The 13,292-nt window shown below is 57.6% G+C and carries 11 protein-coding genes; 5 read left to right on the top strand and 6 right to left on the bottom strand.

All coding sequences use genetic code 11. The features are described from left to right. Positions 1-160: 160 nt before the first annotated feature. Positions 161-1,168: an ornithine carbamoyltransferase gene (argF, locus tag EKL29_RS05635; protein ID WP_126689084.1), complete on the bottom strand. Its 1,008-nt coding sequence runs from the start codon at positions 1,166-1,168 to the stop codon at positions 161-163. 163 nt (positions 1,169-1,331) lie between these two features. On the opposite strand from argF, the gene rraB reads away from it, so the two are divergent. Further along, positions 1,332-1,760 (top strand): ribonuclease E inhibitor RraB, encoded by a 429-nt coding sequence (gene rraB / locus EKL29_RS05630; protein WP_120455454.1) that lies wholly within the window; start codon positions 1,332-1,334, stop codon positions 1,758-1,760. 62 nt (positions 1,761-1,822) lie between these two features. After that, positions 1,823-2,584 carry a tRNA isopentenyl-2-thiomethyl-A-37 hydroxylase MiaE gene (gene miaE, locus EKL29_RS05625; protein ID WP_120455456.1) on the top strand — a complete coding sequence of 254 codons (762 nt, stop codon included), beginning with the start codon at positions 1,823-1,825 and terminating at the stop codon, positions 2,582-2,584. A 14-nt stretch (positions 2,585-2,598) separates the two neighbouring features. Here miaE and EKL29_RS05620 read toward each other — a convergent pair whose 3' ends face one another. Further along, complete coding sequence (locus EKL29_RS05620) at positions 2,599-3,102, bottom strand: GNAT family N-acetyltransferase (protein ID WP_126689083.1); 504 nt, start codon at positions 3,100-3,102, stop codon at positions 2,599-2,601. 96 nt (positions 3,103-3,198) lie between these two features. On the opposite strand from EKL29_RS05620, the gene EKL29_RS05615 reads away from it, so the two are divergent. Continuing rightward, positions 3,199-4,392, top strand: a complete 1,194-nt coding sequence (locus EKL29_RS05615; protein WP_126689082.1) for a hypothetical protein — start codon at positions 3,199-3,201, stop codon at positions 4,390-4,392. 77 nt (positions 4,393-4,469) lie between these two features. Here EKL29_RS05615 and EKL29_RS05610 read toward each other — a convergent pair whose 3' ends face one another. The 3 genes from EKL29_RS05610 to pepA form a co-directional block, all read right to left on the bottom strand. Then, positions 4,470-7,325, bottom strand: a complete 2,856-nt coding sequence (locus tag EKL29_RS05610) for a valine--tRNA ligase (protein ID WP_126689081.1) — start codon at positions 7,323-7,325, stop codon at positions 4,470-4,472. Positions 7,326-7,330: 5 nt separating this feature from the next. Then, positions 7,331-7,789 (bottom strand): DNA polymerase III subunit chi, encoded by a 459-nt coding sequence (locus EKL29_RS05605; RefSeq protein ID WP_120455463.1) that lies wholly within the window; start codon positions 7,787-7,789, stop codon positions 7,331-7,333. 145 nt (positions 7,790-7,934) lie between these two features. After that, positions 7,935-9,446, bottom strand: coding sequence for a leucyl aminopeptidase (pepA, locus tag EKL29_RS05600; RefSeq protein WP_126689080.1), 1,512 nt, complete (start codon positions 9,444-9,446; stop codon positions 7,935-7,937). A 257-nt stretch (positions 9,447-9,703) separates the two neighbouring features. Between pepA and lptF the strand changes: the two genes are divergently transcribed. Beyond that, positions 9,704-10,804 (top strand): LPS export ABC transporter permease LptF, encoded by a 1,101-nt coding sequence (gene lptF, locus EKL29_RS05595; protein ID WP_120455465.1) that lies wholly within the window; start codon positions 9,704-9,706, stop codon positions 10,802-10,804. Next, positions 10,804-11,880, top strand: coding sequence for an LPS export ABC transporter permease LptG (gene lptG, locus EKL29_RS05590; RefSeq protein ID WP_120455467.1), 1,077 nt, complete (start codon positions 10,804-10,806; stop codon positions 11,878-11,880). The genes lptF and lptG overlap by 1 nt, the downstream gene beginning before the upstream one ends. A 129-nt stretch (positions 11,881-12,009) precedes the next feature. On the opposite strand, the gene EKL29_RS05585 is transcribed toward lptG, so the two are convergent. Further along, entirely contained in the window at positions 12,010-13,290 is a 1,281-nt protein-coding gene (locus EKL29_RS05585) for a DUF445 domain-containing protein (RefSeq protein ID WP_126689079.1), read from the bottom strand. Positions 13,291-13,292 lie beyond the last annotated feature (2 nt).

Raw genomic sequence — 13,292 nt, 5'->3', positions numbered from 1 at the left:
GGTTGATGACGGAAAAAACAGGGGCACCGCCTGCGTTCAGGCGTGATGTCGCGTGAATGTTTGCGCTGCGCTGTTGCATGCTTCCTCCGGCAAATTGGGGCGCATTATACCCGTCCGGCATTTTGCATCAAGCGAAAACGTTTGCGGGGCGCCTGCTGACTTATGCCTGGCTAAGCGTCGCCACCATGACCGCTTTGATGGTGTGCATACGGTTTTCCGCCTGGTCGAACACGATGCTGTGCTCTGATTCAAAGACCGCGTTGCTGACTTCCATACCGTCGTGCAGGCCATACTGTTCGGCCATCTGGCGGCCCAGCGTGGTCTGATCGTCATGAAACGCAGGCAGACAGTGCAGGAATTTTACCTGCGGATTGCCGGTCAGCTGCAGCATCGCCTGATTCACCTGATAGCCGCGCAGCAGCGCGATGCGCTCTTCCCATACCGCTTTCGCCTCACCCATAGAGACCCAGACATCGGTATAGATAAAGTCCGCACCCTTGACGCCTTCGGCGATATCTTCGGTCAGCGTGATTTTACCGCCGGTTTTCTGCGCCGCCTGGCGGCAGGCCTCGACCAGCTCCTGCTCCGGCCAGCAGCCCTTTGGCGCGACCAGACGCAGATCCAGCCCGGTTACCGCCGCGGCCTCCAGCATGCTGTTGCCCATGTTGTTGCGCGCGTCGCCGACGTAGACCAGCGTCATCTCATGCAGCGCTTTGCCCGGCAGGTGCTCCCGCATCGTGAGAAGGTCGGCCAGCAGCTGAGTAGGATGAAATTCGGTGGTCAGGCCGTTCCATACCGGCACCCCGGCAAATTCCGCCAGCGTCTCCACCAGCGCCTGGCCGTAGCCGCGATACTGGATGCCGTCATACATGCGCCCCAGCACGCGCGCGGTATCCTTCATCGACTCTTTATGGCCGATCTGGCTGCCGCTCGGGCCGAGGTAAGTAACGTTAGCGCCCTGATCGTATGCGGCAACTTCGAAAGAGCATCGGGTACGGGTCGAGTCTTTTTCGAAGATGAGCGCGATGTTTTTACCTTTCAGGCGCGGCGTTTCGTTACCGTTTTTTTTAGCGTGTTTTAATTCAGCGGCGAGGTCGAGCAGGGAAGTGATATCGGCCGGGGTGAAATCCAGCAGCCGAAGGAAGTGGCGTTGAAAAAGCTGACTCATAACGGGCTCCAGTGCATCCATTCTGATTGAATGAAAATTCAATTTAAACGTATGAATATTCATTTTCAACCCCAGCGTAAAGAAACTTTCCGTTTTGAGTAGTGGCGCGCCGGGCAGTGTGGGAAAATACTTGTTTATTGCCGAACACTGAGGGGAATTCGCCATGGCATATGAAGCATTGCTGGAAGAGCAGCGTGAAGAGACACGCCTGATCATTGATGAGCTGCTGGAAGATGGCAGCGATCCGGATGCGCTCTATACCATTGAACATCATCTCTCCTGCAACAACTTCGACTCGCTGGAGAAAGCGGCAGTCGACGCGTTCAAGCTGGGTTATGAAGTGACCGAGCCGGAAGAGCTGGAGCTGGAGGACGGCACCACGGTAATGTGCGTCGATATCCTCAGTGAATCGGCGCTGAAACCTGAGCTGATCGATGCGCAGGTAGAGCAACTGGTTAATCTGGTGGGCAAATATAATGTCGACTACGACGGCTGGGGCACCTACTTTGAAGATCCCGACGCCGAAGACGAAGATGACGACGAAGAGGGCGACATTATCGACGGCGACGAAGATACCGGCGTACGTCACTGATTTTCCTGGCGGAGCCTCGCGCTCCGCCTTTCTGTTTTCTGCTTTCTGCCTTTTAAACTGCCATGAACTACGCACCGCTGCTTGAGCCTGTCTATCAGTTTTTACTCTGCCGCACGCCACAAGCCTGGATTGACGAGGCGCGCAAACCGGAAAACCTGACGCTGCTGCTGACCGACCATCTGGTTTGCGAGCTGAAAGCGGCGCAGACCGCCACCTGGCTGATCCGTAAATATGTCGCCGACAAGCCGAGCGGCGAGGCGATCCTCGCCTGGCTTAAGCCCTATGAAGATTTTATTTTCCGCGAGCACCCCGACAGCCAGTTTATTCAGGCCCATAAGAATCTGTCTAAAAGCATTATCGTGCGCAACGAGCTGCCCTGGGCGGACGATCTGGTAGAGAAAATGGTGCTGCTGATTAAAGAGGAGCTGCACCACTTTTATCAGGTGTGGGAGATTATGCAGGCGCGCGGGTTGCCCTATAAAAAGATTACCTCCAGCCGCTACGCCAAAGGACTGCTGCGCGAGATCACTACCCACGAGCCCGATACGCTGGTGGACAAGCTTATCTGCGGTGCCTATATCGAAGCGCGCTCCTGCGAACGCTTTGCCAGCCTGGCGCCCTGGCTGGATGCGGAGCTGGAGAAGTTCTATATCTCGCTGCTGCGTTCGGAAGCACGCCACTATCAGGACTATTTAGCCCTGGCGGCGCAGATCTCGCCGAAAGATATCACGCCGCGCGTGCGCGCCATTGGCGAAGCGGAGGCGAAGCTGATTAGCGAACCGGACCCGGAGTTGCGTTTTCACAGCGGCGTGCCGGCATTCTGACAGGCAAAGCGCGGCTACAGCGCTTTCAACATTCTGTATTCGCAGTCGCCATGGCCGGTACAGCCGAGCGCACTGTCGATGCGCTCAAATCCCAGCGATTCATACAGCTTAATGGCGCGCGTTAAGCTGCCGGTGGTTTCCAGATAGCAGCGGCGGAAGCCGCGCTGACGCGCATGCTCCATGGCGCGCAGCGCCAGCTCGCGTGCTACGCCAAAGCCGCGCACCTCCGGCAGGAAATACATCTTTTGCAGCTCGCAGATATCGGGCGCGCTACAGGCGAGCGGGGCGATACCGCCGCCGCCCATGACCTTTCCCTGCTGCTCCACAATCCAGTAGGCGCTGTGTTCAGCGCTGTAAAGTTCGTACAGGCTGTCGAGCTGCGGATCGGCCACGGTATAGCCTTTGTCGGCGGTCAGGCCGAACTCCGCAGAGACGGTGCGGATCACCCGGGCGATATGGGGATTGTCGGCAGCGCTAATGGCGCGCAGCGTCAGTAAAGGCTGAGTTGCAGGGATCATAGCGAAATAACGTGGTTAACATCGGTTAGACATTCACCAGAAATAGCATTATCGTTGGACAAAAGCAATATTCATTATGGCGCATGGAGGCATTCAATGATTTTTCCCCGTATTTTTAAAATTATCAAAGAGCTTTTCCCGCTTTTTATTATTGCAGGTTTTATTAACGTATGGGGTTATTTAAAATGGATTGGTAGGCTGGATGTTTTTCCGCTTATCATTAATAACGCTTCTGGCGTAATTGCTGTACTCATTACCTCACTGCTTTTCTTTAGCGTTTTTTCCATGACGCTGCTTTTGCCTTCTGGATTTTGCACCCTGTCAGGAACGCAGAGTAAGAAAAAAACTAAATTAAAAATCAGATACAATGAGGGATGTTGCGCCATTACCGCACTGACTGCAGTGTTAGTGGCTTTTACACTTCTTTTTCTGGATAAGTTGCCAATTGGCTGGATAGTGGGGATTGCAGCTGCTGTCGCGTTGCTGGTGCATATTTATGTTAATAATAAACTCAACCGACAAAGACAGCAGCATCGTCGTTACCTGATAGCGTGCCGCGAAAGAATAAGAAGTCGCTCTGCGCCGCTAAAGCCAAACGTCAGACGGCGATTTGTGCTGGAAAAGTTCAAAGCGAGTGCGGTGTTTATTAATGTTTCTTACACCCTGTATGCGTTAATGGTCGCCCTGTTTTCCATTGTGCCTCTGGCCTTTCTGATGCAAGGTAATATCTATTTCTCACATGAGAAGCCGTGGGTGCAATATCTTATTATAGTCGCGATTTATATTTTGCTTTTCATGCCCGCTTTATTTTCACTTTTGACGAACAGAATCAAAGCTCAGCATGGCTTCAAAGCCGTCATGGCTTTTTTTCCGGCGCTGGTGATTGCCGTTTTCTCGCTATTTTCCGTTCAGCTTATCCAGATTAATCAGCGCTCCATCGAGATAGTCGGTATGGCGTTATGGCAAGAAAAAGTCTTCGCGTTTAAACATGAGAGCTTTCCCGACTACTATTTTCCGAACCAGATCTGGGGGGGCAGCAAAGTTATCGGCACGGAGCGTCTGACTGAAGGCATTGAGGCATTTTCAAACGGAGAAGTGCATCTTGTTTGTCCAAAACGCCTCAGAGCGCTGCGGGAAACGGCGTTGAAAAACAACGCGTTCACCTGGCAGACGGATGAAAACGCGAAAGCTGCGCTCACTGTCATGAGCCAGTACTGTTTGCTGGCGAAAAGCGATCAGGTCCGAACGGGCGCCGCGCTCACGACTCTTTTTAGATCGTCTGCACGTTGACGGCCTTATTCCTCCTGCGTCAGACAATAAAAAACCCCGCGCCGGGGCGCAGGGTTTTTTTACGGGCATGACGTAAATCAGAGCGCCGCGATCACTGCCTGCTGTTCAATCAGCTTCGCTTTTGACTGCTCCAGCTCGGCCACGCGCTCGCGCTCCTTCGCCACTACCGCTTCCGGCGCGCGCGAAACAAAGCCGTCGTTCGCCAGCTTGACCTGAATCTTCTCAATCTCGACGTCGAGCTTGCCCAGCTCTTTCGCCAGACGATCCAGCTCCGCCGCCTTGTCCACCAGGCCCGCCATCGGGATCAGCAGCTCGGCGCCTTCAACGATTTTGGTCACAGAAACCGGACCTTTTTCGCCAGCCGGCAGGACGGTCAGGCTCTCCAGACGCGCCAGGCGCGACAGGAAGGTGCGGTTCGCTTCCACGCGGCGCAGCGCAGCCGGAGAGCAGTCACGCAGCAGCACGTCGAGCGGTTTGCTCAGGGCGATATTCATCTCGGCGCGGATATTACGCACCGCGACGATCGCCTGCTTCATCCACTCGATATCCGCCATCGCTTCCGCATCCTCTTTCGCCGCGTCGTACTGCGGGAAAGGCTGCAGCATAATGGTGTCGTCGCTGATATTTTTCAGCACCTTCACACGCTGCCAGATGGTTTCGGTGATAAACGGAATAATCGGGTGGGCGAGGCGCAGCAACGCTTCCAGCACCGTTACCAGCGTGTTGCGCGTGCCGCGCAGCTCCGCTTCGCTGCCGTTGTTCATCACTGGCTTGGTCAGCTCCAGGTACCAGTCGCAGAACTGGTTCCAGGTGAAGTCGTAGAGCAGGTTGGCGGCGATATCGAAACGATAGCTGTCCAGCGCTTCGCGGTACGCTTTCACCGTGCTGTTGAATTCGGCGAGGATCCAGCGATCCGCCAGCGACAGCGTCATTTCGCCGCCGTTCTGACCGCAATCCTGATCTTCGGTGTTCATCAGCACAAAGCGGCTGGCGTTCCACAGCTTGTTGCAGAAGTTGCGATAGCCTTCAAGACGCTTCATATCCCAGTTGATATCGCGGCCGGTCGACGCCAGCGCTGCCAGGGTAAAGCGCAGCGCATCGGTGCCTGACGGCTCGATGCCCGCCGGGAACTGCTTCTCGGTGCGCTTGCGGATCTTCTCCGCCAGCTGCGGCTGCATCATGTTGCCGGTGCGCTTCTCCAGCAAATCTTCCAGCGAGATGCCGTCGACCATATCCAGCGGGTCGATAACGTTGCCTTTGGATTTCGACATCTTCTGGCCTTCTTCGTCGCGGATCAGACCGGTCATATAGACAGTCTTGAACGGCACCTGCGGCTTGCCGTTTTCATCTTTGATGAAGTGCATGGTCAGCATGATCATGCGGGCGATCCAGAAGAAGATAATGTCGAAGCCGCTGACCAGCACGCTGGTCGGGTGGAACTGACGCAGCGCTTCGGTGTTCTCCGGCCAGCCGAGCGTAGAGAAGGTCCACAGGCCAGAGGAGAACCAGGTGTCGAGCACATCTTCATCCTGACGCAGCGCCACGTCCGCGCCCAGGTTGTTCTCGCTGCGCACTTCTTCTTCACTGCGGCCGACATAGACGTTGCCGTCGTTGTCGTACCAGGCCGGAATGCGGTGACCCCACCAGAGCTGGCGCGAGATACACCAGTCCTGAATGTCGCGCATCCATGAGAAGTACATATTTTCATACTGCTTCGGCACGAACTGGATATCGCCGTTCTCTACCGCCTCGACCGCGACTTTCGCCAGCGGCGCGGTACGCACGTACCACTGATCGGTCAGCATCGGCTCAATCACCACGCCGCCGCGATCGCCGTAAGGCACGGTCAGGTCGTGCGGTTTGATCTCGTCCAGCAGGCCCAGCTCGTCCACGGCGGCGACAATCGCCTTACGCGCGGCGAAACGCTCCATCTTCTGGAACTGCGCCGGGATCTCGTCTGAGCAGGCGTCGCTGACTTCGCCGTTGGTGTCATAAACCTGAGCGCGCTCGCGGATATCGCCGTCAAAGGTCAGAATATTGATCATCGGCAGCTTATGGCGGCGGCCGACTTCATAGTCGTTGAAGTCGTGCGCCGGCGTGATTTTCACGCAGCCGGTGCCTTTCTCCATATCGGCGTGCTCGTCGCCCACGATGGGAATGCGACGGTTCACCAGCGGCAGGATTACCTCTTTGCCGATCAGATCTTTGTAGCGCGGGTCTTCCGGGTTAACCGCCACGCCGGTATCGCCCAGCAGGGTTTCCGGACGGGTGGTGGCGACCACCAGATAATCTTTGCCTTCGGCGGTTTTCACACCGTCCGCCAGCGGATAGCGGATGTGCCACATCGAGCCTTTGCTCTCGCGGTTTTCCACTTCGAGATCGGAAATCGCGGTGCGCAGTTTCGGATCCCAGTTCACCAGGCGCTTGCCGCGATAGATGAGGTTCTCTTTATGGAGGCGAACAAACACCTCTTTCACCGCGTTGGAGAGGCCGTCATCCATGGTGAAGCGCTCGCGCTCCCAGTCCACGGAGTTGCCGAGGCGACGCATCTGGCGCGTAATCGTGCCGCCTGATTCCGCCTTCCACTGCCAGATTTTGTCGATAAAGGCGTCGCGACCGTAATCCTGGCGCGTTTTGCCCTCTTCAGCGGCGATCTTGCGCTCCACCACCATCTGGGTGGCGATACCCGCATGGTCGGTGCCCACCTGCCACAGCGTGTTTTTGCCCTGCATGCGCTGGTAGCGGATCATGGTGTCCATGATGGTCTGCTGGAAGGCGTGACCCATGTGCAGGCTGCCGGTGACGTTCGGCGGCGGGATCATAATGCAGAAGCTTTCCTGGCTGGTATCGCCGTTAGGCTTGAAATAGCCTTGCTCTTCCCAGTGCTCGTAAAGCGGCTGCTCGATATCTTGCGGGTTATATGTTTTTTCCATTTCTGCTATGTCGTTTGCGGCTGTGGCGGCGTGGCCGTATTCAATTGGAAACCAACGCTGCGGTACGCTTTATAGCGGTCGCGCGCCAGCTGTTTCTGAGACTCTTCGTAGGGTACGAAGTCTATCACTTCATGGAAAGCAGTAGCAAAATCTGCAAACTGCGGCAGCAGGCTGATCAGCAGATCGCGCGGCGAACTGCCGCGACGCTGCGGCCAGGCCAGTTCGACCGGCGCGCCGTAGCGCGGACCTTCGCCCGCCAGATTGTGCGGTACGAAGGCGCTGGCCGGACGCTGCCAGAGCGCCTCGTCGAGACGAATGGCCTGCTGCTCGTTTTCACAGGCGATCAAAATGCGTTTGCCCGCCCGCCAGCGCGTTTCCGCCAGATCGCACACCAGCGCCTCAATGGCGCTCAGCTCCTCGCTGTGCGAGTCCGATTCCATTACGTAGAAGGTTGCGTTTTTCATGGAAAGGCCTTGTGGGTGAGAGGTGTCGATGTTACCAGCTAAGGCGCGCGGTAGCACTTCCCGATAAGGTGGATATAGGGGCGGCGGCGTGTTAAATCAATTTGCGGCGTACGCGCCGCTCCTGAGAGCGGCGCGCGTCGAGCCGTCAGTCGTCGCCGTTCAGACCGGCGCGGTTCAGCAGGAACTGCGACAGCATCGGCACCGGACGACCGGTTGCGCCTTTGGCTTTGCCGGAGCGCCAGGCGGTGCCGGCAATATCCAGGTGCGCCCAGTTATATTTACGCGCAAAGCGCGCCAGGAAGCAGGCCGCGGTGATCGCGCCGCCAGGACGGCCGCCGATATTCGCCATGTCGGCGAAGTTCGATTCCAGCTGCTCCTGATATTCGTCCGCCATCGGCAGACGCCAGGCGCGGTCGCCGGACTGCTCGGAGGCGCCGATCAGCTCGTGCGCCAGCGGATTATGGTTCGACAGCAGACCGCTGACGTGGTGGCCCAGCGCGATGACGCAGGCGCCGGTCAGGGTCGCCACGTCGATCACCACTTCCGGATCGAAGCGCTCGACGTAGGTCAGCGCGTCACACAGCACCAGGCGGCCTTCCGCATCGGTATTCAGCACTTCCACCGTCTGGCCCGACATCGTAGTCAGAACGTCGCCCGGACGCATGGCGCGACCGTCCGGCATATTTTCGCAGCCCGCCAGCACGCCGACCACGTTAAGCGGCAGGTTCAGCTCGGCCACCATACGCATCACGCCGTAGACCGACGCCGCACCGCACATGTCGTACTTCATCTCATCCATCGATTCGGCGGGTTTGATGGAGATGCCGCCGGAGTCGAAGGTCAGCCCTTTGCCCACCAGCACAATCGGGCGTGCTTCCGTATCGGGATTGCCTTTGTACTCGATGACCGACATCAACGACTCGTTCTGCGAGCCCGCGCCTACCGCGAGATAGGCGTTCATGCCCAGCTCTTTCATCTGCTGCTCGCCGATGACGCGGGTCGTGACGTTTTTGCTGTAGGCGTCCGCCAGCTGGCGCGCCTGCGAGGCGAGATAGGCCGCGTTGCAGATGTTCGGCGGCATATTGCCGAGATCTTTCGCCGCCTTCACGCCAGCCGCGACCGCCAGGCCGTGCTGGATGGCGCGTTCGCCGCTGGTGAGTTCGCGGCGCGTCGGCACGTTGAACACCAGCTTACGCAGCGGACGGCGCGGCTCGGTTTTGTTGCTTTTCAGCTGGTCGAAGTTATAAAGCGCTTCTTTGGAAGTTTCGACCGCCTGACGCACTTTCCAGTAGGTATTGCGGCTTTTTACATGCAGCTCGGTCAGAAAGCAGACTGCTTCCATCGAGCCGGTGTCGTTCAGCGTATTAATGGTTTTCTGGATCACCTGCTTGTACTGGCGCTCATCCAGCTCGCGCTCTTTGCCGCAGCCAATCAGCAGAATGCGCTCGGAAAGAATATTGGGTACATGATGCAGCAGCAGGGTCTGGCCTACTTTGCCTTCCAGCTCGCCGCGGCGCAGCAGGGCGCTGATGTAGCCATCGCTGATTTTGTCTAGCTGCTCGGCGATCGGCGACAGACGACGCGGCTCGAAAACACCGACAACAATGCAGGCACTGCGCTGTTTCTCCGGGCTTCCGCTTTTTACACTGAACTCCATGCACTCTCCTGAATCTTAAAGACAACGGCCGCGGCTGTCGCTAGAATGGTCCGCTTGATACCACAGAGGTAAAAAGTTTGGTGGTAATCAACGTTCGAACTACGTTTAGTGTGGCAACGCGTTAATTTTCACCACCCTGACGCATTTGTCATACCATTTTAGCTGCGACGTGGGCCATTGATGAAGAAAAATGGCTGATAAGCGTTGAAACTAGCGATTTTCCTGCAAAAAGACAAGTTATCACAGGCGTACTAAGCGTGATCATCATTAGATATCTGGTTCGGGAAACGCTCAAAAGCCAGCTGGCTATCCTTTTCATCCTGCTGCTTATCTTCTTTTGTCAGAAGTTAGTGCGGATTTTAGGGGCTGCGGTGGACGGCGAAATCCCAACAAATCTCGTTCTGACTCTGTTAGGGCTTGGCGTGCCTGAAATGGCACAACTTATTCTGCCGTTAAGCCTGTTTCTGGCGATCCTTATGACGCTGGGCAAGCTCTATACCGACAGCGAAATCACCGTGATGCACGCCTGCGGGTTAGGCAAAAGCGTGCTGGTGAAGGCGGCGATGGTGCTGATGCTGCTCACCTCTGCCGTGGCGGCGGTCAATGTTATCTGGCTCGGCCCCTGGTCCTCGCGCTATCAGGATGAGGTGACACAAAACGCCAAAGCCAACCCTGGCGCGGCGGCGCTGGCGGCCGGGCAGTTCCAGAGCTCCAGCGACGGCAATTCGGTACTCTTTATCGAAAACGTAAAGGGCAACCAGTTCGGCAACGTCTTCCTGGCGCAGCTGCGCGCCAAAGGCAACGCGCGTCCCTCCGTGGTGCTGGCAGACAGCGGCCATATGGAGCAGCATAAAGATGGCTCGCAGGTCGTGACGCTGGATAAAGGCACGCGTTTCGAAGGCACGGCGATGCTGCGCGACTTCCGTATTACTGACTTCACTAATTACCAGGCACGAGTCGGCTACAAAGAGGCGACGCTCGATCCGAACGACGCCGAACAGTCCGATCTCACCACGCTGTTAAGCAATGATACGCCAGCGTTCCGTTCGGAGCTGCACTGGCGCTTTACGCTGATCTTCGCCGTGCTGGTGATGGCGCTGATGGTGGTGCCGCTTAGCGTGGTCAACCCGCGCCAGGGTCGCGTGCTGTCGATGCTGCCCGCGATGCTGCTCTATCTGATCTTCTTCCTGCTGCAGAGTTCGCTGAGGTCGAATGCGGCGAAAGGGCGGCTCGATCCCGCTATCTGGATGTGGACAGTGAATGTCGGCTATCTGCTGCTGGCGGTAGTGCTTAACCTGTGGGATACGGTGCCGATGCGTCGCGTGCGCGCCCGCTTCAGCCGCGGAGGTTCCGTCTGATGTTTCGCGTTCTCGACCGTTATATCGGTAAAACCATTTTCAATACCATCATGCTGACGCTGTTCATGCTGGTGTCGCTCTCCGGCATCATCAAGTTCGTCGATCAGCTGCGTAAGACCGGCCAGGGTGCTTATACCGCGCTCGCCGCCGGTTACTACACGCTGCTCAGCGTGCCGAAGGATGTTGAGATCTTCTTCCCGATGGCGGCGCTGCTCGGCGCGCTGCTCGGCCTGGGCACGCTGGCGCAGCGCAGCGAGCTGGTCGTTATGCAGGCGGCGGGCTTTACCCGCATGCAGGTCGCGCTGTCGGTGATGAAAACCGCTATTCCGCTGGTGCTGCTCACCATGGCGATCGGCGAGTTTCTTGCACCAGCGGGCGAGCAGATGGCGCGTAACTATCGTGCGACGCAGCTCTACGGCGGCGCGCTGGTGTCGACGCAGAACGGCCTGTGGGCGAAAGACGGCAATAACTTTATCTATATCGAACGGGTGCGCGGCGATAACCAGCTCGATGGCGTCAGCATCTACAGCTTTAGCGACGACCGCCGTTTGAAGAGCGTGCGCTACGCCGCCAGCGCGACCTGGGATCAGAACAACAAGCGCTGGAATCTGGCGCAGGTGGATGAGTCGGACCTGAACGATCCGAAGCAGATTAGCGGCTCGCAGAGCCTGAGCGGCGAATGGAAAACCAACCTGACGCCGGACAAGCTCGGCGTGGTGGCGCTCGATCCCGACGCGCTGTCGATTCGCGGGCTCTATAACTACAGCAAATACCTGAAGCAGAGTGGCCAGGAGTCGGGTCGTTACCGGCTCAATATGTGGAGCAAAATCTTCCAGCCGCTGTCGGTGGCGGTGATGATGCTGATGGCGCTGTCGTTTATCTTTGGCCCGCTACGCAGCGTGTCGATGGGGGTGCGCGTGGTGACCGGCATTAGCTTCGGCTTCCTGTTCTACGTGCTGGATCAGATTTTTGGTCCGCTGAGCCTGGTTTACGGCCTGCCGCCGGTGCTGGGCGCTATTCTTCCCAGCGCCGCGTTCTTCGCGATTAGTCTGTTCTTGCTGATTAAGCGACGTTAACCGTCTCAGCATAAAAAGGCCGCATAAGCGGCCTTTTTTATTGGTGGTGTCGTACCCGTTGAAACCGGCAGCATATAAGCTGCTGAGACGCGCCCACCGATTCTGCCTTGCTCCTCTTTACCTTGCGCCTTAGCGCATCACCAGCGGCCAGAGCGCCGGAAGTTGCGACAGCAGATAAAGAATCAGCCCGATGGTGCCGCCCACCAGCGTGCCGTTGATGCGGATAAACTGCAGATCCCTGCCGATATTCAGCTCAATCTGCTGCGACATCTCGTGCGCGTCCCAGCTCTTCACCGTATCGCTGATATGACGCGTCAGAAAAGCGGCGAACTCCGGCGCAACGCTGCGCGCGGCGTCCTCCAGGTGACGGTTCATCGAGGCGCGCAGCGCGTCGTCGCGCGCCAGGTTCTCGCCCAGCCACAGCGCCGCCTGACGCACCTTCTCCTGCACGCGTGAGTCGTCGCTGTTGAGATCGCTCTTCAGCCAGGTACGCAGGTCATTCCACAGCTCGCCGATATAGCGGTTCAGCGAGGCGTCCTCTTTTATCCAGTGTTTAATCTCTTCAGCGCGCGCCGCCATCTCCGGGTCGTGCTTCAGCTTCTCAATCAGCCGATCCACCGCGCGGTTAAAGCCGAGGCGCAGCTCGTGTCCCTGATCGGCCGCTACGTCATCGAGCACGGAATCCACCGCGTTGGCGACCAGCTCCGCGCTGTGCTCACCCAGCCACTCGGTCGGCAACATTTTGGCCTTAATGGGATGTTCGCGCTTCAGCCAGCGAACGATCTGCATAGCGATAAAATCGCGCGTGGCGGGCTTATGCAGCAGACGCAGCAGCTGCTCTATCGCCGCGTCGAGCAGCTCCTGATGACGGTTGTTTTTGGTAAGGCTCTCCAGCAGCACCGCGCTGGTCTGCGACAGGTCCACCTTGTCGATGGCGCGATGCACCGCGCGGCGCATAAAGGCCTGGATGCGCGCGTCGTCGGTAAGATCGAGGAAGCCGCGCATCACCTGCAGCAGATGACGGCCGATGCGATCGGCATTGCCCGGCGCGTTGAGCCACTGCGCCAGCATCTGCGCCGGATCGTGACGGCGGATCAGCGCCAGCAGCGAGTCGGTATCGAGAAACTTCTCCTGCACGAAGCGGCCAAGATTGTCGCCGATACGCTCTTTATTACGGGGAATAATCGCCGTATGGCGCGAAATAAAAGGCACCGGCACGCGGCGAAACAGCGCCACTACGGCGAACCAGTCCGCCAGCGCGCCGACCATCGCCGCTTCAGCGATCGCCTTGATGCCGCTCACCCAGAAGTTGGGCGGCAGAAAAAGCGTGGTGATAAAGATGGCGGCGGCCAGTAGCAGCAGACCGAGCGCCAGACGTTTTGTCCGTTTGAGTTCGCGTAATTTATCCATGC

This window comes from Pantoea sp. YU22, assembly GCF_003970755.1.
GTDB lineage: Bacteria > Pseudomonadota > Gammaproteobacteria > Enterobacterales > Enterobacteriaceae > Pantoea > Pantoea piersonii.
Note: the sequence above shows the minus strand (reverse complement) of the source record. Positions and strands in the feature narration are given on the sequence as shown.